At 59.1% G+C, this 19,182-nt stretch carries 17 protein-coding genes; 13 read left to right on the top strand and 4 right to left on the bottom strand.

Annotated elements, in window-relative coordinates; genetic code table 11:
* The first annotated feature begins 39 nt into the window (after positions 1–39).
* The 3 genes from MNODULE_RS01235 to MNODULE_RS01225 are packed head-to-tail and all read left to right on the top strand — an operon-like array spanning position 40 to position 4,200.
* Positions 40–1,029 (top strand): AAA family ATPase, encoded by a 990-nt coding sequence (locus tag MNODULE_RS01235; RefSeq protein ID WP_320412331.1) that lies wholly within the window; start codon positions 40–42, stop codon positions 1,027–1,029.
* A gap of 20 nt (positions 1,030–1,049) precedes the next feature.
* Positions 1,050–2,156, top strand: a complete 1,107-nt coding sequence (locus tag MNODULE_RS01230; RefSeq protein WP_168057681.1) for a DUF58 domain-containing protein — start codon at positions 1,050–1,052, stop codon at positions 2,154–2,156.
* Positions 2,146–4,200, top strand: a complete 2,055-nt coding sequence (locus MNODULE_RS01225; protein WP_168057680.1) for a transglutaminase TgpA family protein — start codon at positions 2,146–2,148, stop codon at positions 4,198–4,200. Before MNODULE_RS01230 ends, MNODULE_RS01225 begins: the two co-directional genes overlap by 11 nt.
* A 15-nt stretch (positions 4,201–4,215) precedes the next feature.
* Here the strand turns inward: MNODULE_RS01225 and MNODULE_RS01220 are convergent, their stop codons facing one another.
* Together MNODULE_RS01220 and MNODULE_RS01215 are read right to left on the bottom strand one after the other, a co-directional pair.
* Complete coding sequence (locus MNODULE_RS01220) at positions 4,216–4,623, bottom strand: PIN domain-containing protein (RefSeq protein ID WP_168057679.1); 408 nt, start codon at positions 4,621–4,623, stop codon at positions 4,216–4,218.
* A complete protein-coding gene (locus tag MNODULE_RS01215; RefSeq protein WP_168057678.1) occupies positions 4,620–4,880 on the bottom strand; it encodes a DUF6364 family protein in 261 nt (86 codons plus the stop codon). The genes MNODULE_RS01220 and MNODULE_RS01215 overlap by 4 nt, the downstream gene beginning before the upstream one ends.
* Positions 4,881–5,166: 286 nt before the next feature.
* Between MNODULE_RS01215 and MNODULE_RS01210 the strand changes: the two genes are divergently transcribed.
* From MNODULE_RS01210 to MNODULE_RS01175, 8 genes are all read left to right on the top strand, one after another.
* The gene (locus MNODULE_RS01210) at positions 5,167–5,742 is read left to right on the top strand and encodes a MarR family winged helix-turn-helix transcriptional regulator (RefSeq protein ID WP_168057677.1); all 576 of its coding nucleotides are present in this window, start codon (positions 5,167–5,169) and stop codon (positions 5,740–5,742) included.
* Complete coding sequence (locus MNODULE_RS01205; RefSeq protein WP_168057676.1) at positions 5,675–6,406, top strand: pirin family protein; 732 nt, start codon at positions 5,675–5,677, stop codon at positions 6,404–6,406. The genes MNODULE_RS01210 and MNODULE_RS01205 overlap by 68 nt, the downstream gene beginning before the upstream one ends.
* Before the next feature lie 53 nt (positions 6,407–6,459).
* Positions 6,460–7,515, top strand: coding sequence for a S1C family serine protease (locus MNODULE_RS01200; RefSeq protein WP_168057675.1), 1,056 nt, complete (start codon positions 6,460–6,462; stop codon positions 7,513–7,515).
* A gap of 50 nt (positions 7,516–7,565) precedes the next feature.
* Entirely contained in the window at positions 7,566–8,441 is an 876-nt protein-coding gene (locus tag MNODULE_RS01195) for an NmrA/HSCARG family protein (protein WP_168057674.1), read from the top strand.
* A gap of 340 nt (positions 8,442–8,781) precedes the next feature.
* On the top strand, positions 8,782–10,521 hold the full coding sequence (locus MNODULE_RS01190; RefSeq protein ID WP_168057673.1) for an EAL domain-containing protein: 1,740 nt from the start codon (positions 8,782–8,784) through the stop codon (positions 10,519–10,521).
* Between the two features lie 230 nt (positions 10,522–10,751).
* A complete protein-coding gene (locus MNODULE_RS01185; RefSeq protein WP_168057672.1) occupies positions 10,752–11,141 on the top strand; it encodes a response regulator in 390 nt (129 codons plus the stop codon).
* 247 nt (positions 11,142–11,388) lie between these two features.
* Positions 11,389–13,341, top strand: coding sequence for a DUF4091 domain-containing protein (locus MNODULE_RS01180; RefSeq protein ID WP_168057671.1), 1,953 nt, complete (start codon positions 11,389–11,391; stop codon positions 13,339–13,341).
* 169 nt (positions 13,342–13,510) lie between these two features.
* Positions 13,511–15,196, top strand: a complete 1,686-nt coding sequence (locus MNODULE_RS01175; protein ID WP_168057670.1) for a purple acid phosphatase family protein — start codon at positions 13,511–13,513, stop codon at positions 15,194–15,196.
* Positions 15,197–15,226: 30 nt separating this feature from the next.
* Here MNODULE_RS01175 and MNODULE_RS01170 read toward each other — a convergent pair whose 3' ends face one another.
* A complete protein-coding gene (locus MNODULE_RS01170) occupies positions 15,227–15,604 on the bottom strand; it encodes a hypothetical protein (RefSeq protein WP_168057669.1) in 378 nt (125 codons plus the stop codon).
* 276 nt (positions 15,605–15,880) lie between these two features.
* Between MNODULE_RS01170 and MNODULE_RS01165 the strand changes: the two genes are divergently transcribed.
* Positions 15,881–17,014: a methyltransferase domain-containing protein gene (locus MNODULE_RS01165; protein WP_168057668.1), complete on the top strand. Its 1,134-nt coding sequence runs from the start codon at positions 15,881–15,883 to the stop codon at positions 17,012–17,014.
* Complete coding sequence (locus tag MNODULE_RS01160; RefSeq protein ID WP_168057667.1) at positions 17,007–18,032, top strand: phosphotransferase; 1,026 nt, start codon at positions 17,007–17,009, stop codon at positions 18,030–18,032. The genes MNODULE_RS01165 and MNODULE_RS01160 overlap by 8 nt, the downstream gene beginning before the upstream one ends.
* A 34-nt stretch (positions 18,033–18,066) precedes the next feature.
* On the opposite strand, the gene MNODULE_RS01155 is transcribed toward MNODULE_RS01160, so the two are convergent.
* Positions 18,067–19,122 (bottom strand): GGDEF domain-containing protein, encoded by a 1,056-nt coding sequence (locus tag MNODULE_RS01155; protein ID WP_168057666.1) that lies wholly within the window; start codon positions 19,120–19,122, stop codon positions 18,067–18,069.
* Positions 19,123–19,182: the final 60 nt, after the last annotated feature.

Here is a 19,182-nt window from a genome sequence, read left to right as displayed (position 1 = left end):
ATGTGATCGTCTTACGATTCCTGTCGTGATCCAGGAGCGGTGTTCGATGTCCTCTTCCCTTCATTGACGCACCGGACCCCCTTTGTTACACTCTTCGACATGGAATCGCGCGAACAGGTTCTCGCCCTCCGGCAGAATATCGAACAGGCCATCAAGGGAAAGACGGAGGCGGTCAAGATGGCGGTGGTCACCCTTCTCAGCCGGGGCCATCTTTTGATCGAAGATGTCCCCGGCGTCGGCAAAACCACCCTGGCGGCGAGCCTGGCCCGCTCCATCGACTGCACCTTCAAGCGGGTCCAGTTCACCAGCGATCTCCTTCCCTCCGACATCCTCGGCGTGCCGATCTTCGATTCGAAGAAGAACACCTTCGAGTTCCGTCCCGGCCCGATCTTTGCCCACATCCTGCTGGCCGATGAGATCAACCGGACCACCCCCAAGACGCAAAGCGCTTTGCTGGAGGCGATGAACGACGGCCATGTCACGGTGGAGAACCAGACCTATTCGCTCCCCGATCCGTTCATGGTCATCGCGACGCAGAACCCGGCCGATCACCAAGGGACCTACCCCCTTCCGGAATCGCAGCTCGACCGATTCACGATGCGGATCCGTCTCGGCTATCCGGACGGATCGGATGAAAGAGCGATCCTGCTGCAAGCCGCCGCTTCCTCCGGGATCGTGAAGCCGGTGCTGACGCGGGACGAATTACTCTCTCTCCAAAAAGAAGCGGAGCAGGTGACCCTGGAAGAGAGCCTGGTCGATTATCTCTTGGCGATTGTCCATGCCACGCGGCATCATCGCGGGCTCTCGCTGGGGATCAGCACGCGGGGGGCCCTCTTTCTGCAACGGGCGGCGCGGGCCCTTGCCTTTGTCGAGGGGCGCGGCTACTGCCTTCCCGACGACATCAAACGGCTGGCCCCCCTGGTTTTCAGCCATCGGATTCTCCTGAAAGGATTCTCTCCCGGACAGGCCCTTCACGGGGCCGATGCAGTGATGACGGAGATCCTCGGGGCGATTCCGGTGCCGCTCTGATTCGCGGCCGGAGCGCGCCGATGTCTTCCCGCCTTGCCGTTTTCAGATACCTTCCGCGGACCATCCGGCCGACCAAAGAGGGGTGGTATTTTATCGCGTTGACCTTCGGCATCGGGTTTGCCGCGATCAATACCGGCAACAACCTCCTCTATCTTCTTGTCGCGCTGATGCTCAGCATCATTATCGTCTCCGGGCTTCTCTCCGAACAATCGCTTCGTTGGCTGACCTTCTCCGCCGATCCGCCCCCCCCCGCCCATCCGGGCGAGCCGGTCTCCCTCCTCGTGCGGCTTCGAAACGAGAAGAGCCGGTTTCCTTCCTTCTCGCTCCGCGTCGATCCGGTGCCGGGCGCCGACCTGCCGGAGGGGAGGTATACCTCCGAAGCGGCCCACTTTATCTCCCTGGATCCCCAATCGACCGGGTCGCAGCCGTTGCGGATGACCTTTTCGAAAAGAGGATGTTATCGGCTGGAGGGGATCACCCTTTCGACCACCTTCCCCTTCGGGTTCTTCGTCAAGACGGCGGCGAAACGAGAGCCTGTGGAGCTGTGGGTCTACCCCAAGACGCGGCCGGCGGAGCGGCCGATCCTTCCCGCTTCCTCCGGAGCGGTGGACATTTCTTCGCAGCGGAACGGACAGGCGGCGGCCTTTCATCAATTTAGGGAGTATCAGCGGGGGGACGACTGCCGGCTGATCCATTGGAAGCTCTCGGCCCGGCAAGGACGATGGATCATCAAAGAGCGGGAGCGGGAAGAGGGGAGCGGGGTCCTCTTGATCTTAAACAATCGGATTCCCGCCGAGCGGACCGACGGATGGGAAGCGCGGTTCGAGCAGGCGGTCGAAACGGCCGCCTCCCTCGCTTCGGCGATGATCCAGGCCGGATTGAAGGTCTCCATTCAGACGGCCGATCAAACCGTCGCGCCGGGGGAGGGGCCGACCCATCTCGACCGGATCTTCAAGCTCCTCGCATTGACCGAGGCGATCCCGCCGGCACCGGCACCGATGCCGACCGCGAGCCCGGATGGGCGGGCCGTGATCCGGATCGAATGGGAGGAGGGGGAGGTGGCGGCGATCTCCGATGAGGTGGTTGTCGAGATCGATTCCGGGGAGGAGCGGGTTGATGCCGTTTGATAAAGGGGCCCGGCTGCTGAGCCATTTGACGGCGCTCGCCTGCTTCTCGGCGCTGATCATCAACAACCAATTTGGATGGGCCTGGAGCGCGACGGGGGTGGGGCTGATTCTGGCGTCGCTCTATTTCATTCTGACCGACCGTCCGGTGAGGCTCTCTCCCTTTTTCTGGTGGGGGGCCTCGGTCCTCTTCTGCCTGATCTTTCTGGTCGACCTCTGGCTTTCCGGGGCGCTTCTCGCGGCCTGCATGCATTTCCTCGTTTATCTGATGGCCTATCGCCTCTTCCATCTTGAAAAATCGAAAGACCATCTCCAGCTTTATCTGATCTGTTTTTTACAGCTCCTCGCCGCCTCCGGCGCGGGGAGTGGGTTCGGATATGCCCTCTCTTTCGTCGTTTCGACCGCCCTTTTGATCTGGGGACTGGTCGTCCAACACTTGAAGAAGCAAGAGGAGTCGCGCCTTCCGGCCATGCCGGCCCGCTCCTTCCGGTCGGTCGTTCCTTTTCCTCTGATGATGTCGATTCATCTCCTTTCGGTCGGGGCGCTGTTGCCGACGCTGCTGATTTTCTTTCTCATCCCCCGGATCGGGATCGGCCTTTTTCAGACGGGGCAGGCCTCCCCTCAGAAAATTTCGGGATTTTCCGAGAAGGTCGATCTCGGCTCGATGGGCCCGGTGATACGGGACCTCTCCCTGGTGATGCGGGTGATCCCTTCCGGCGGGGAGAAAGATCGGCCCCCCTATCTGCGCGGGATGTCGTTCGACGCCTATGACGGGAAGGCCTGGAAGAACACGTTCAATCGGAAGGCCGCGCTTCCGAAACGCTTCGATCGCGGCTTCGAAATCGGTCCGGAGCCTTCCCCCTCCGATCCTTTTCAGGAGACGATTCTCCTGGAGCCGATCGACACCACCGTTCTTTTTACCGTCGGATCGCCGACGGCCGTTCGGGGAAATTTCCCCTCCCTGTTGCGGGATCAGCCGGGGAGCCTCTACCTTCCAGCGGTTCCCCGCCAGCGGATAGAATATGAGATCACGGCGGTCCACGCGTTTCCGTCCGAGAGAGACCAATCGGCCGCGCGGATCGACTACCCTTCCGACGTTCGGGAATATTACCTCTCCGGCGGAATCGATCCGCGCATCGTGGCGTTGGCGCACGAGATCGCCGATCCTTTTCCGACGGTTTTCGAGAAGGTGCGGGCGATCGAGCGTCATCTTCGGACGGAGTATACCTACACATTGGAAGTGGCCCCTTCGGATCGCCCCCCGCTCGAGGATTTTCTCTTTTTCCAAAAGAAAGGCTACTGCGAATATTACGCTTCGGCGATGGTGATGATGCTGCGAAGCGTCGGAATCGCTTCGCGTTTGGTCACCGGATTTTTGCCGGGGGAGTGGAACGAATTCGGAAAGTATTACTTGATTCGCCAGAGCGACGCCCACGCCTGGGTGGAGGTTTATTTTCCGGGAGGACGGTGGCTCCCCTTCGATCCGACGCCGTCGGTCGGCCAAAAAGTCGAGAGCCCCTGGACGGCGATGGCGGCGTATGTCGATTGGATGCAGATGAAGTGGGAGCGGTATATCGTCCGGTATTCTCTCCGCGATCAGTTCGCCCTTCTGGAGGGGACGCGCAGTCAAGTGGGCCGTTTTTCGGAAGGGATCGGCGTGTGGCTCTTCCGCGCCCGGCAATCGATCGAGAAAGTTCCGGTCCTCGGCCTCGTCTTGGGAGGGGCCGTGGTCGTCTTAATGGCGCTTCTTTACCGAAGCGGATGGGGATGGGGCGGATCGATCCGAAGAAAATCGCCGAAGCGCGGGGCGACGGTGATCTACGGGCGGATGCTTCGGCTGTTGGAGAAGCGGGGACTTCGGAAACGGGAAGATCAAACGCCGCTGGAATTCGTCGAGACAGTCAGAGGAAAAGAAGGATGGCCGATTGACGCCGTCCGAAAGTTGACCGCGCTTTACTGCGAGGTACGGTTTGGGGGAAAGGCCTTTTCCTCGGACGATCTCAGGCGGGCGGAGCGGCTTTTTGCTGAAATCAAAGCGGGGATCTAAATGAGGCCGTAGGGGCTACTCGATATGGAAGGTCTCCGGCAGCACGGCCGGAATGGTTCCCTTTGAGAAATCGCGCACGTTTCGGGTCACGATCAGCGTCATGCCGGCCTCTTCGGCCGCCGCGTGGGAGACTGCGTCTTCGAAGTCTTTGATCTTGCTGATCAGGGCTCGCCGGATGGAGGAGTCGGTGACAGGCGCGATCTTCATTTTTGAGAGAAGCTCATTGAGAACCGCGAGGCTTCCGGACGAACCGAGCTGCCGCTGCAATAAATAAGCAATGGTGGTAATGGCGTGGCCCGCGATGTAGCCTTCCACTTTCCCTCGCGCCACGGCCTCCAGCGCGCCGGCCGAGGCGCCATAATGCGGCTCGCGATTCAACAGAACATCCAGGATGACATTCACATCGTAGAGGACGCGCCTCATCGGTGTTTGGCCTCAAGCGCCTCCAGCCGCTCCCGCCGGATTTCCTCGTCTGTAGGAGGCTTCCCCTTTCCGGAAGCCGCTCCCGAGAGCCGGCGGGTCCAGGGACTCAGTTCGGGGGTTTTCCCCTTTTCTTCCTCCGCAACCTGAGAGAAGAATTCGGCCACCGCTTGCGACAACGAAATATCCCGCTTCTTCGCCCAGATTTTTGCTTTTCTGATGAGTGTTTTGTCTAAACGAAGCGTCAATTTCGTCTGCAACGCCTGTCTCCTTTCTGACGTACAATTATAAATGAATAATACGTCTAATGACCTCTTCTGTCAACCCCTTTCTTTGCGAGATGTCGAAGGAAAATCGGTTTGCCGTAGGGGCAAGTGGTGACTTGCCCTTCCCGCCTCGGGCGACCCATCGGGTCGCCCCTCATACATTCTAAACACTAAATATCGTGAAGCAGCCTCGCCCCTTGACAACCGGAACGGGGCGATTTATATTCATTGATACTTCAATATTAAATGATTCAAATTTAAAACACTGGTCTGGCGGTTCATGGGAACACACTATCGCGGAACACGGGAAGAAGTCACCGCCCTCGACACCTTTATCAAATTGATGCGGGCGGCCGATTCGCTCAGCTCCCGCTTGAGCCCGATCCTCGCTTCCACCGGGCTGACCTCCGGCCAGTTCGGCGCCCTGGAGGTGCTGCTTCATCTCGGGCCGCTCTGCCAGAGCGAGCTGGGGAGGAAACTCCTCCGGAGCGGCGGCAACATCACCATGGTCGTCGATAATCTGGAGCGAAGTGGGCTCGTCCGGCGGGAGCGGGGAGAAGATCGCCGATTTATCACCCTCCACCTGACCAAGGAGGGACGACAACTGATTCAGAAGATCTTTCCGAAACATCTGGAGGCCCTGGTCCGGGAGATGCAAGTGTTGACCGAAAGCGAACAGAAGGCGCTCGGCCGGCTCTGCAAAAAATTGGGGAAGGGATCGGATGGAGAGATCCGAACGGGAGCAGGAGGCAAGGATGCGACGCCTCCCGCCCCCAAGGAGGGAAAAAATGATTCGAACAAACATCGATATTCGACGGAGCAAAGAGCGATTTCAGACCGAGATCCCCTGGCTTGAGTCTCGCCACAGCTTCAGCTTCGGCCATCATTACGATCCGAAGAACACCCACCATGGGCTGCTCTTGGTCAATAACGACGACATCGTCCGGCCCGGCACCGGCTTTCAGACCCATCCGCATCAAGACATGGAGATCGTCACCTGGGTGCTCGACGGCGAGCTGGAGCACAAAGACACCCTCGGGAATGCCGGGATCATCTATCCGGGGCTGGCGCAGCGGATGAGCGCGGGGCGGGGGATCTGGCATTCAGAAATGAACCCGAGCGGCGATCGCGAAGTTCATTTCGTCCAGATGTGGGTTCTTCCCGACACCGAGGCGATCGATCCGTCGTATGAACAGCTCGACATCAATCGCGAGCTCGATCGCGGCGGGCTGGTCCCGATCGCATCGGGTCGGGGACACCAGGCGGCGATCCGGATCGGTCAAAAGGGAGCGGTCCTCTGGGGAGGGAGGCTCAAACCGGGAGAGTCGGTCCGCCTTCCGGAGGCCCCCTATCTTCACCTCTTTGTTCCAAAGGGAGCGGTGACGTTGGAAGGGGCGGGGAGGCTCGAAAAAGGGGATGCGGTCCGGCTGACCGCCGCCGGGACACCCGCCGTCACGGCCGATCTGGCCTCCGGCGCGGAGATCCTCATTTGGGAGATGAATCCGCAAAGCGCGCCGTAAATTCCAAATTTAAGAGCGCTTCACATTGACCCCTTCAGAAGAAGGAGGATAAGATGATTGAGACAGAAGAAATTGTCGCCGACGAATATGAAAAAACCGAGGATGGAACGGTGAGAGAGAAGGATGTGGCCGGGGCCGAGAGTTCCGCCGCCGACCCGGTGGAGCGCTCCGATCTGGAGCTGCTCGATGCCTATTCGCGGGCGGTGATCAACGTCGTCGACGGGGTCGGACCCGCCGTGGTGAGCGTGATGATCGGCGGATCGGCTCGAGGCCTGAAATTGGAGATGACCGGGGCCGGCTCCGGGGTGATCTTCACGCCGGACGGTTACATTTTGACCAACAGCCATGTGGTCCACAAGGCAAGCCGGTTGGAGGTGATGATGACCGACGGCCGCAAATTCGGGGCGACCCTCGTCGGTGAAGACCCCTCGACCGATCTGGCGGTGATCCGGATCGACGCCTTCGGCCTTCCCTACGCTTCTTTCGGCGACTCCCGTTCGCTGCGGGTCGGCCAGCTCGTCATCGCCATCGGAAACCCGTTGGGATTCCAATCGACCGTTTCGACCGGGGTCGTGAGCGCCCTGGGAAGATCGCTGCGCGGCGTGAGCGGACGTTTGATCGAAGAGATCATCCAGACCGACGTTCCGCTCAATCCGGGCAATTCCGGGGGGCCGCTGGTCGACTCGCGCGGCCGTGTGATCGGGGTCAATACGGCGATCATCCGGATGGCGCAGGGAATCAGTTTTTCTGTTCCGATCGACACCGCGAAGTGGGTCATCCCGCAGCTGCTCCGGCACGGCCGCGTCCGGCGCGGCCTCCTGGCGATCGGCGGCCAGCAACGACCGCTGGACCGACGGCTGACACGGGCCCTCCACTTAAATCAGTCCCATGCCGTGGAGGTGATCTCCGTCGAACCGAGCGGGCCGGGCGCGCGGGCCGGCCTTCGCGAAGGGGATCTGATTCTTTCGATCAACGAGCGGATCGTCATGAGTGTCGATGATCTCCACCGATTTCTGGCGGAGTGGCCGATCGGCAACAAGGCGACCCTGGCGGTTCTGCGCGGGATCGAGCGGCAGCGGCTGGAGGTGGTTCCGGCGGAAGCGCCTTAAGCCATTCATCCGAAGTCCGAAAGATAAGTCGAATATTCATGGAGGCAACCATGGCGGAAGGACCGATTCTTGTCACAGGGGCGACGGGGCAGCAGGGAGGGATTGTGGCGCGGTATCTATTGCAGCAGGGAGAAAGGGTCCGCGCGCTGACTCGGCACCCTGCCAAAGCCGATGCATTGAAGAAGTTGGGGGCCGAGGTGGCGGCCGGCGATCTCACCGACAAGGCATCGCTCAAGCCGGCCTTGCGGGGGGTGCGAAGGGTCTTCCTCGTCACGACCCCTTTTGAGGCGGGACTGGAAGCGGAGGTTCGGCAGGGGATCGAGATGGTGGATGCCGCTCAAGCGGCGGGGGTCGCCCATCTGGTCTTCAGCTCTGTCGGAAGCGCGAATAAAAAAACCGGGATTCCTCATTTCGATACGAAGCGACGGATCGAGCAGCATCTCCGGGAGAGCGGTCTTCCGGCGACGATCCTCCGGCCGGTCTTCTTCATGGAGAACTTCACCGCCCCCTGGATGCTCCCTGCGATTCGACAGAGAAAGGTGGTTCTTCCCCTCGCCCCCGACCGAACGCTCCAGATGATCGCGCTGGACGATCTCGGCGCCTTCGCGGCGGCCGCCTTCCTCCGGCCGAAGGAGTTCCTGAGGGAGGAGATCGATCTGGCGGGCGACGCGCTGACGATGCCCGAAGCGCTTGGACTTTTGGGGAAGGAAATCGGCGCGCCGATTCGGTATGAACAACTTCCGATCGATCAGGCGGAGCAGCAGCTCGGACAAGATGCGGCGATGATGTATCGCTGGTTCAACGAAGTCGGCTACAACGTCGACATCCCGGCGCTGGAGAAGCGCTGGGCGATCCCCCTGACCAAGTTCAGAGAGCTTGTCACGACGGAAGCGTATCAGCGGCGGCTTCAACCCAAGGCGGCTTGATACCGGTTCGATGCCAAGTCAGGCGGTTAGATCTTCTGTGGGGTTCAACATGTTGAACCCTCCCTTGCCCGGCCGCGTCCCGCTTGATCCCTTTATCGACGGGTTCTCTCCAGGCTTCCCTTCATTGACAGTAGAAAAACCGGACGATATACTAAAGTTCAATTCCCGGCCGCAAACGCCACGCTTCAACCGCTCCAACATACCTCCTGATATCATTTGCTGATCCTTCATAAGGAGAATCTGGATCTGGTCGAGCGACACTTTTGGCGCGGTGCGCCAATGAGGACCGTCGGCTTCCTTTTATTTGAATGAAGCGCCGCTGAATAAAGAGGTCACCATTATGCCAAGCCCCCTGCGGGTCTTGTTCATCGAAGACTCGGAAGAAGACAAATTGCTCCTGATCCGCGAGCTGGAACGCGGCGGCTATCAGGTAAACTCCGAGCGGGTCGACACGGAGTCCGCCATGCGGGCCGCGCTTCGAAAACAGAGCTGGGATCTTGTCATCACCGATTACAATATGCCTGATTTCAGCGCGCCGGTCGTTCTGGCCGTTTTGAGAGAGAGCGGAATCGATCTTCCTTGCATTATCGTGACCGGCTCCCAGGGGGAAGAGACCGCCGTGGCGACGATGAAGGCGGGCGCCCATGACTTTATCCTGAAGGGAAATTTATCGCGGCTGGTTCCGGCGGTGGCGCGGGAGCTGAAAGAGGCGGAGCTGCGGCAGGAACAGAAACGGACCGAGCGGGCCATCCAGCATCTCGCCTACTACGATACGTTGACCGACCTGCCCAACCGGACCCTCCTTCAGGATCGCCTCCAGCAGGCGATCCTCGCGGCGCGGCGCGACAAAAGAACGCTCGCCCTTCTCGTCATGGATCTCGACCGGTTTAAAGAGATCAATAACATCCTGGGCCATCACTACGGCGACCTGGTGCTGCAGCAGGTGGGGCCCCGCCTGCGGGAGGTCCTTCGTGAATCGGATACGGTCGCCCGGCTGGGAGGAGATGAATTTGCCGTTCTTTTGCTCTCGATCGGTCTCGACGGGGCGATCCTGGCCGCGGAAAAGATTTTGAGACATTTTTTAACCCCGTTCGTTGTTGACTGCCTGTCGCTCGAGGTGGGGACGAGCATCGGAATTTCCCTCTTCCCGGAGCATGGAGACGATGCCAATACGCTCCTGCGCCGGGCCGACATGGCGATGTACGAAGCGAAGCAGCAGAGCACGGGATATGCCGTCTACTCCCCGCAGCACGAGCGGCACAATTCAAGCCATCTGATCTTGATGGGGGACCTGCGCCATGCCATCGATCGAAACGAGCTTTTTCTGCAATACCAGCCGAAGGTTGATCTTCGGAGCCGGTCGATCATCGGGGTGGAGGCGTTGGTCCGATGGCAACATCCCTCCCGCGGAACCGTCCCTCCCGATCAATTTATCCCCCTTTCGGAGCAGGGGGGGCTGATCAAACCGCTGACCCTCTGGGTCCTCAAGGCGGCGCTCTCGCAGTGCCATGCCTGGCACCAAGCCGGATTGAAGTTATCGGTAGCGGTCAACCTTTCCGCCCGGAATCTGCAAGACCCCCAGCTCCCCGATCAGGTCGCGCGCCTGCTCCATGCCTACGACCTCGGACCGGGATGGCTCCATCTTGAGATCACCGAAAGCGTCATCATGGCCGATCCGACCCGCGCGATGGAAATTTTGAATCAACTGAGCAAGATGGAGGTCCATCTTTCCATCGACGACTTCGGCACCGGCTACTCGTCCTTGGGGTACCTCAAGAAACTTCCGGTCGATGAGATCAAGATCGATAAATCGTTCGTGAAAGAGATGGCGGTCGAAAAAGACGATGCGATGATCGTCCGATCGACGATCGATCTCGCCCACAATCTCGGTCTGAAGGTCGTCGCAGAGGGAATTGAGACGCAGGAAATTTACGACCGGCTGGTCGCCTGGGGGTGCGATGCGGCGCAGGGTTACTACATCAGCCGGCCGGTCTCGCCGGCCGATCTCCTCGGCTGGCTCGCCGACTCCCCCTGGGCAAACAAGAAGAGCGCTTCAGAAGATGAATCGCGGATCACTTAATTGAGCGCGAATCGATAAGCGCCTGGCTTTCCGCTCCCCCCTTTCCATTTATCCTCCATATTTCCCCGGCATTTTTCGGGTCACTCCCCCATCCTTTTTCATCCTTCTCCGCCACTCAATCCATCTCTTTTTTCAGGTCAATTAGGGCCGTTTCCCAATGGTCATTTGAACCAGATCTGGTAGGCTTGCAAACCGATTAGGGCAAGCGGTTGCCACGTCACGAGGTTCGTTTGAAAAAGATCAAAGTGCTCATCGTCGAGGAGTACGAAGGGATCATCCAGGTCTTCCGGCGTCTCCTGAGGACCGCCCCGGAGATCGAAATTGTCTGGGAGGCGAGAAGCGAAGCCGAGGCGATCATGGCCCTGGAGATGTTCAAACCCGACATTATTCTCGTTAATTTTGCCTCTTCAGGGAGACAAGCGACGAAGATCTGGAAAGAATTCAAAACGCAGGCGCCGGAGAGCCGATTGCTGGCGTTGACGATCCCTGAGAATCCCACACTCGTTCGGCAGGCGAAGACGCTCGGCGTGACCTTTCTGGCCAAAGAGGAGATGGTCCGCACCCTGGTGCCGACCATCCGAGCCCTCATCGAGTCCTCCATGGAGAAATGCAGCCCATGACGATTCAATTGATGATTCAATGGACCTTTCAATCGATCCACTCATTTTTTCCCCCTCAATATCTCGTCAAAAAAAAGCGAACCACCCCCGTGAAAGGCGTTCTTTCTCGCTGAGAAGGGACGCCTCTTCAAAACGGACCTCTCTGTCTAACTGGGAGAGAGGCTGCCACCTCGATCACGCCAGGGTCGCCTGTTTTTAAATTCAGGCATTATCGCCTTGAAATCGATTGCCATCGACCGGAGGAAATATGGAAACAAAGAAGCGCTTTTCGCCCATCCGCATTGTATTTCACCTTTTTATTGTTCTATTCGCGATGTCCGCTGCGGCCAACGCCATGACCGTCTGGACCGATCATGCGACCGTGAAGATCCGTCCCAATACCCCCCCAAAAACCGATCAGCTCTCCGCAACCGTGAAGGGGGCGCGAAATGAATTCGAATCGTTCCAACTGGTGGTGACGGCGGGCAGCGGCCCTCTTTCGGGTGTCGATGTAACCGTGAGCGATCTGGCCGACGGCCGCGGCAACACGATCCCGACCGATCGCGTCATGATCTACAAAGCGGCTTACATCAATGTAAAGACCGCCTCGACCCTCCAGGGGGGAACGGGAGAGTGGCCCGATGCGCTGATTCCGAAAAAAGATGAATACGTCGGCGAGGTGCGCAACGCCTTCCCATTCAACGTGGCCGCCGGAAGGAACCAGCCGGTCTGGATCGAAATTTATATTCCCCCCACGGCCGCCGCCGGCGTCTACAGCGGCTCCGCCACCGTCACGGCGACCGGACAGACCCCCCTGGTTGTCCCGATCGAGCTGACCGTCTGGGATTTCGCCCTGCCGTCGGTCTCCACGCTGAAGTCGGCCTACTCGATCGACCACCGCCTCCTCGCGCCCGGCCACGGCCTCTCCGGCGGCGCCTCGGTGGCGCTCAGCCAGATGTATGCCAAAGCCAATCTCCTCCACCGGATTTCGGACAACTATCTCCTCTCGCCCGAAGCGATGGGGGGAATGAGCGGGGGGAAGATCAATTGGGCGCCGTTCGATACCGCGTTCGGTCCTTTCCTGGACGGGACCGTCTCCCTCCCCGGCGGAAAACTTCCCGGCGCCAAGCAGACGACCATCCAGACGCGCGACTTTAATCATAGGGAAGATGTCCCCTTTCTGCGGGAATACGCGCAGCACTTCAAATCGAAAGGATGGTTCGACCGGCTCTTCCAGTACACCTTTGACGAGCCGAAGAAAGCGGCCGACTGGGCCGCCATCCGGCGGCGGGCCGACGCGCTCCACCAGGCCGATCCGGATCTGCGATCCTCCGTAACCACCAGCGTCCAGAGCGCCGCCGAAGGGGGGGTCGCCGATGTGATCGATCTCTTTATCCCGACGATCCGGTTCATGGACAACAAGCCGAACGGGCGGGAGCCGGGGAGCGAAGTCCCCGGCGGCGCGGCCACCGTCGGGAACCAGAGAAACAAGTACGGCCCGGAGGTCTGGTGGTATCAGGCCTGCGGCAGCCACGGCTGCGGGATTATGGGGGGAGAGCGGTTCGACCGGGAAGGATATCATATGGACTGGCCGAGCTTCATGATCGATCTGCCGGCGATGTTCAGCCGGATCATGCAGTGGATGAGCTACAAATACAACATCCAGGGGGAGCTTTATTATGACATGATCTACGCTTTCGGCGAAGGAGACGCCTGGGCCAACCAATTCTTCTTCGGCGGAAACGGCGACGGCACCCTCTATTATCCCGGACGGCCGAGCAAGATCGGCGGCAAAACCCATATCCCGGTCGAGTCGATCCGCCTGAAGTTGCTCCGGGAGGGGATGGAGGATTACGAATACCTGCATCTTCTCAAAAGCATGGGCGAAGGCTCCTTTGCCGACGAACAGGTGGCGAGCATGGTCACCAACACCTATACCTGGAACCGGGAGCCGCTCGATCTCTATGAAGCCCGCGAAAAAATGGCCGCGCGGATCGCCCGCACCACCCCCGGCGCCGGAGCGTTTTCGGACAATGTCGGCCCGAATGCGACCACGGCAATCAAGGACGATTCCTCCGGCGGGGGGGGTGGCGGAGGGGGATGCAGCCTGAACCGGACCGCCGGGCCGACCGATTTCCGCCAGGCGATTCCGTTCCTCTTGATCTTCTCCTCCCCCTTCTGGGGCTCCCTCTGGAGAAGAATCGGGAAAAAGAGGGCATGACCGACGGCGTCCCCGCCGGGGAGGGGATCTCCCTTCTCGGCGGCTCGATCCGGTCCATTCTGGAGCGTCCTTCTCAGGACGCTCCATTTTTATAAAATGATTTTATCTGGGATTTAGGATGTATTTAGATTTGAAAGAAAGAAGCAGGTTTTTATCCAACGCACGGTTCATGTCAATCCTTTCCATCGTTGCGGCGCTCTTCCTCGTCGTCGGGTGCGGGGGAGGGGGGGGAGCAGGAGGAGAAGAAGAAAGCGTTCCCTCCGCAGCGCTTCCCTCCGCCCCCCCCGTCAATACGCCGGCCGAAGATCTTCCCGCGTCGCCGGGATCGCTCTCGATCCAACCGGAGGGGGCCCGTCTGCCGGTCGGCGGACAGCAGCATTTTTCGGCGACCGACACCCTCCCCGATTCGGAGGGGATCGAGTCGGATGTCGCGTGGCGTATTGAGGAAGGGGAGGCGGGGGGATCGATTACGAACGACGGGATCTATACCGCCCCCGCCCGGCCCGGCACCTATCATCTGATTGCAACCTCCCGGAGCGATGAAGCGCGATGGGCTGCAACGGAGGTAACGGTGATCTCGCAGGGGGCGATCCGGGTTCAGCCGGCCGCCCGGTTTCTCGGCCCTGGCGGGAAGGCGCGCTTTTCCGCGGAGGTCACGGAGACCCCCGACAAGACCTTCTTCTGGAGTGTTCGGGAGCAAGAAGGCGGCGCCATTACGGAAGAAGGGGAGTACACCGCCCCGACGGCGGCGGGAACCTACCATGTGACGGCGACCGGCCGATCCGATCCCTCTCTGAAAGGGGAGGCGGCGGTCACGGTCTCCTCCCTTCTTCCGAAAGGGATCGCCTGCAGCGCCTCTCCCCGGCAGCCCTACCTCGCTTGGGTCTCTTCCCAATCGGCGGTGATCGCCTGGCGTTGCAGCCCCGGCGGGACCGTCCGTTGGGGTCTGGGAGAGGAGCGCAACGAGGCCCTGCCCGATCGGACGGTCCAAGATCAGCACTTCGCCCTTCTCTCCGATCTCACCCCGGAGACGACCTACTCCTACGAGGTCGAGATCGACGGGGAGCGCTTCGGGCCGGTCGCCACCTTCACCACCGCGCCGGCGCAGGGGAGCGAGAGCTCCTTTATCGCGTTCGCCGACAGCGGAACGGGGAGCGTCCATCAGAAGCGTTTGGCGGAGGTGATGAAAAGCCGGTCGTTCGACTTCGCCCTGATCGCGGGAGATGTCATCTACGATAAAGGGGCCGACAGCGAGTACGATCGGGGCTACTTCCACCCGTATGCCGGGCTGATCGACCGTCTCCCCTTCTTTCCGGTCCCCGGCAATCATGATATCGTGACCGACGGCGGAAAACCGTTTAAACAAAATTTCTATCTTCCTCGGGGGAATTTTTACTACGACTTCTTTTGGGGGGAGACGCATGTCATCGGCCTCGACAGCAACAAGGTGGCCGACCCGGCGCAAAAGAGATGGCTGGAGACGGCGCTGAAGGCCCCCGCCCGGTGGAAGATCGTCTACTTCCATCACCCCGCCTTCAGCAGCGCGGAATATGGAGACACCCCCTCGGTTCAATTACACTGGGTTCCCCTCTTCGAGCAATACGGCGTCGATCTGGTGTTCAACGGCCATGCCCACGGCTATGAGCGGACCGTTCCGATCAATGGGGTGACCTACGTCGTGACCGGCGGGGGGGGAGCGCCGCTTTATCCGGTGGGGCGGAATGAGCGGACCGTGATTTCAAGCGCGACCCATGAATTTGTCTCGGTCGATGTAACTGCCGATACACTCGTGTTGAAAGCGATCGATATCACCGGGGCGGTGATTGATACGTTCCAGATCAATCGGCCGGAGTAAGCAGGGGGGAAGATCTGTATGAGCGCGCGCTTATGGCGGGGGAGAGGCCCCTCTTCCCTGCCGAAGCAAAAAGAGGATGTAGGCGCCGGTGAGTTGAAGCCCTCCCAGGGCAACCAGGTAAATCCCCGGGCCGATCGGGTAGCGATTTTGGTAAAAGGTGTATAGGTCGAGCGTTGCAATCATCAGGATTAAAAAGCCGATCAGGCCATAGACCCAGTAAAAACGCCCCCTTTTCTGGAGAAGCTGGTAAGAGGCTGCAAGAAGTCCGATCAGGGCCAGGCCCAGGGCGATCTTTCCATCGACCATGTCGATTCCTCGAAGGCCGACGACGAACAGACCGGGATGAATCCAGGGAAGCACGCAGCCGAGCGCAACCAGGAATGTGTTGAATAAAATATAATAGAGCATCTCTCTCCCTTCGGCCCCTTCCGACAAACCGGATCATTATAATCAAATTGCAATAAAATGCAAAATAAATGCAAGCCCCGCTCTCTTTCCAATCGGCCGGACCGGTCCCGCCTGTAAAGGGAATGTTAAAACTTTGTAAATCGACCGGTACACTCCTTGCAAATTACCGTTCCTGTTCATGAACGGAGCCCCTTCGACCGGGAGGTCGTCTCGCGACGAGAGGGAACCCCGTTCTCCTCACTCCTAATCGCGCACATATTCCATGAGGTAATCGAGATGTTTCAAAGCGCATTGAAGAAAGATCTGCCGCTGCCGGCAACCCAACGGAGCCGGAAAGGGTCGACACTGGCCTGCCCTCATTGTTTCCATCCCCTTCCGCACGACGGCGCCCTCTCCTGCAAAGAGTGCCGATTTACCTGGAAGGAGGTCGATGGGATCCCCTGTTTCGCGGCCAGCGATTATTATTGGGGAGAGATCCCGGAAAAAGAGATGATTCAAATCAACGATCTGGCCCGGAAAGCGGGATGGAAGAAGGCGCTCGATCAAAAGGTCGCCAAGGCTTATCCGAGCATTTATGATTACATGACCGATGAGGCGCGGGCCGACTTCCGGTTTATTCTTCCCCTCCTTCCCCATTCGAAGGTGCTCGATGTCGGGGCCGGCTTCGGAACGATCTCCTTCGGCTTGCAGCCGCACTGCGGCTCGATCACGGCGGTCGAGCTGATTGCAGAGCGGGCCAAATTCATCGAAACCCGCCGGGCGCAAGAGGGGCTCGACAACATGGAGGTGGCGATCGCCAGCGGGCTGAAGCTCCCCTTCGCGCCGGGAACATTCGATTTCATCATCGTGAACGGCTATCTGGAATGGGTCGGATTGGCCGATTACAACGAAAATCCGCGGGTCCTCCAGAAACGCTTCCTAGAGCAGCTCCATCGACTGCTCAAGCCGGGGGGAGCGGTCTACATCGGCATTGAAAACCGCTTCGGGTTTGACAATTTTTTAGGTGAAAAAGATCACAGCGGATTGAAGTACACCAGCCTGATGCCCCGTTGGATGGCCGATCTCTGCTGCCGGTTTTATATCAAGCAGCCCTACCGGGTGAGCCGCGCTTACAGCAGCTATCGGACCTACACCTACGGGAAGGGGGGCTATCGAAAACTGCTGGAAGAGTCGGGGTTCATCGACAACCAGTTCTTCATGCCGGTCCCGGGGTACAACCGGCCGGTGGAGCTCGTGTCGCTCGATCATCCCGCGCCGCTGCGGTTTTATCTGAACCATGCGATTTCCCCCAGCTCCCGCTTGGGGAAAATCAAGAAGAAGCTCGCTCTCATGGGGACATCGCTCGGCGTCACCTCTTTCTTCTCCCCTCATTTCAGCATCATTGCTTGGAAGGAAGGACCCTATGCTTAAAGAAATCGAAAAAGTCATCGTTGAGAACGGACCTCGCTGGGAGATTCCTTTTTTCCCCCCCCGCGCCCTCTACTTTACCAAGACGGCCGGATCGAAGAAAAACCCCACCGCGCAACCGGTGGTCTTCTTGCTCTTCGATCAGAACGGCTCCACGCCGAGATGGGTGGTCAAGGTTTCCCGGGATCACCAGACCATCCCGATGCTGACGCAGGAGTATGAAAACCTTCTCTACTTCTACCATCGGCTCACGCCGACGTTTCGATCGACCATTCCCAAGCCGCTCTTGAGCCGGGAAGATCCGGGGCGGTTTCTCTTCGTCGAGACGGGACTCAAGGGGAAGGGCCTTCCCTCCGTGGTGAAACCTGATGAAGGGGTTGCGCATCAAAAGGAGACCAACAAGATGCTCGAGAGCGTTCTCGCCTGGCTTCTGCAATTTCAGAAGGAGACGCAGGAGGGGACGGTGGAGGTCACCGAGAGCTGGATTGAAGAAGAGGTGAGGGGGCCGATCGAGCAGTATCGATCGCTCTACCCGGTCGATGCTCCGGAAGCGCATTTCTTGAACGAACATTTAGAAGGCTGGGAGGAATGGAAGCGAACGGCGCTTCCGATCACCGGCCACCATGGTGATTTTTGGCTTGGGAACATGTTGACCGACGGCGCTTCCCTCTCGATGTGCGATTGGAGCTTCTCCCAAAAAAAGGGATCGCCGTTTGATGATCTTTTCTTCTTTCTCTCGTCCCTCCCGGTCGGAAAAGAGGAGGGGGACCCCCTCCTTTCCTTTGAGAACCTTTTTTTCAAGGAGCATTGGTTCCGCCGACGGATTCAAGACCTCATGGCCCGTTTCTTTTTTCAATGGGAGTTGAGCCCGCGGCTTTTCTCTCAGCTCTTTCCGCTCTTCTTGATCAAGATGTCGATTCGGGAGTCGGGCCAATATCATCTTCATGCGCTTCGAAATCCCCTTTGGCGGGAGCGGTTGCGCTTCTTGATTCGAAACCGATCGGGTCTCATGGAAGTTTAAGCCGATCTATTTCCCCTAAAGCATCGGGAGGGGTTTATAAGGGGGCGACAAACGCCTCGGTTCGGTCTTTTCCCTGGCGCTTCGCCTGGTAGAGGGCCGAATCGGCGGCCCGGATCAGATCATCGATTGTCACGATGGTCCGGCCGGGGAAGGATGCGACACCGAGACTGAGAGTAATCCTTTTCGTTTGATTTGCCTCGCCGTAAGAGTGGCTCCGGACCGCTTGACGGATCCGCTCTCCTTCCTGATAGGCGCCGGCCAAATCGGTCTGAGGAAGAATGATGACAAATTCCTCTCCCCCGTAACGCGCCAGGAAATCGGTCTTTCGGATCGTCCCTTTGATCACCGACGCCGCCTCCCGCAAAATCGTATCCCCCCGCCGGTGGCCGTAGGTGTCGTTGATCCATTTGAAATCGTCGATATCGAGCAAGATACAGGAGAGGGAGAGATTGTAGCGAATCGCCCGGTTGAACTCTTCCTCCAGCCGGGCGCTGAAGTAGCGGTGATTGTAGGTGTCGGTCAGAAAATCGATCATCGCCAGCCGTTCCAGGTCGTTCTTTTCCTGGAGAAGGCTTTCGTAGTGGTGGGCGTTTCGTATGGCGGCCGGCGCCAGCTGAGCGACCCAAGCCGAAAACTGAAGCTCCTCCGGTGCTAAGGTGCGGTGGCTAGAGATCCTCAAGATCAGATTCCCGAGGACTCTCTCTTCCTGGATCAGGGGGTGAATCAGAATCGAACCGAGGGAGACTCCCCGCAATACCTCCTCGAACGGAGCCAACAGCGCGTGACGCAACACATCGGGGATAAAGATCGGCCCCCGCGCATGGACCGCGTGCACAATCTCAGGATACTTTTTCAGATCGAGGGGGATCCGTTTCGATTCCGGCGTCTCGTGTGTCGCGACGACGTAGGCGGTCTCTTTTCGTTCATCGACGAAGATGATCGAGCAGCGGACCACGTCGATCCGGCTCGCAATTTCGCGGACGACCTGGTAGAGGACTTCATTGAATCGTCGCGCCTGAAAGAGGCGATTGGCAACTTGGAGCAATGCTTGCCATGGTTCGCTCTCCGGGGCGTTGCTGACGTTGTCCATTGAATCAGATGAGAGAGGGTTTAAAAAAGAGAACCCCGGGAGACCCTCGTCGGAAGACTA

The organism is Candidatus Manganitrophus noduliformans, from assembly GCF_012184425.1.
Classification (GTDB): domain Bacteria; phylum Nitrospirota; class Nitrospiria; order SBBL01; family Manganitrophaceae; genus Manganitrophus; species Manganitrophus noduliformans.
This window is presented reverse-complemented; position numbering and strand designations above follow the sequence as displayed.

Coding starts and splice junctions, on each gene's coding strand:
- MNODULE_RS01230 (WP_168057681.1), top strand. CDS start 1,050: ATGTCTTCCCGCCTTGCCGTTTTCAGATACCTTCCGCGGACCATCCGG.
- MNODULE_RS01225 (WP_168057680.1), top strand. CDS start 2,146: ATGCCGTTTGATAAAGGGGCCCGGCTGCTGAGCCATTTGACGGCGCTC.
- MNODULE_RS01220 (WP_168057679.1), bottom strand. CDS start 4,623: ATGAGGCGCGTCCTCTACGATGTGAATGTCATCCTGGATGTTCTGTTG.
- MNODULE_RS01210 (WP_168057677.1), top strand. CDS start 5,167: ATGGGAACACACTATCGCGGAACACGGGAAGAAGTCACCGCCCTCGAC.
- MNODULE_RS01205 (WP_168057676.1), top strand. CDS start 5,675: ATGATTCGAACAAACATCGATATTCGACGGAGCAAAGAGCGATTTCAG.
- MNODULE_RS01200 (WP_168057675.1), top strand. CDS start 6,460: ATGATTGAGACAGAAGAAATTGTCGCCGACGAATATGAAAAAACCGAG.
- MNODULE_RS01195 (WP_168057674.1), top strand. CDS start 7,566: ATGGCGGAAGGACCGATTCTTGTCACAGGGGCGACGGGGCAGCAGGGA.
- MNODULE_RS01190 (WP_168057673.1), top strand. CDS start 8,782: ATGCCAAGCCCCCTGCGGGTCTTGTTCATCGAAGACTCGGAAGAAGAC.
- MNODULE_RS01180 (WP_168057671.1), top strand. CDS start 11,389: ATGGAAACAAAGAAGCGCTTTTCGCCCATCCGCATTGTATTTCACCTT.
- MNODULE_RS01175 (WP_168057670.1), top strand. CDS start 13,511: ATGTCAATCCTTTCCATCGTTGCGGCGCTCTTCCTCGTCGTCGGGTGC.
- MNODULE_RS01170 (WP_168057669.1), bottom strand. CDS start 15,604: ATGCTCTATTATATTTTATTCAACACATTCCTGGTTGCGCTCGGCTGC.
- MNODULE_RS01165 (WP_168057668.1), top strand. CDS start 15,881: ATGTTTCAAAGCGCATTGAAGAAAGATCTGCCGCTGCCGGCAACCCAA.
- MNODULE_RS01160 (WP_168057667.1), top strand. CDS start 17,007: ATGCTTAAAGAAATCGAAAAAGTCATCGTTGAGAACGGACCTCGCTGG.
- MNODULE_RS01155 (WP_168057666.1), bottom strand. CDS start 19,122: ATGGACAACGTCAGCAACGCCCCGGAGAGCGAACCATGGCAAGCATTG.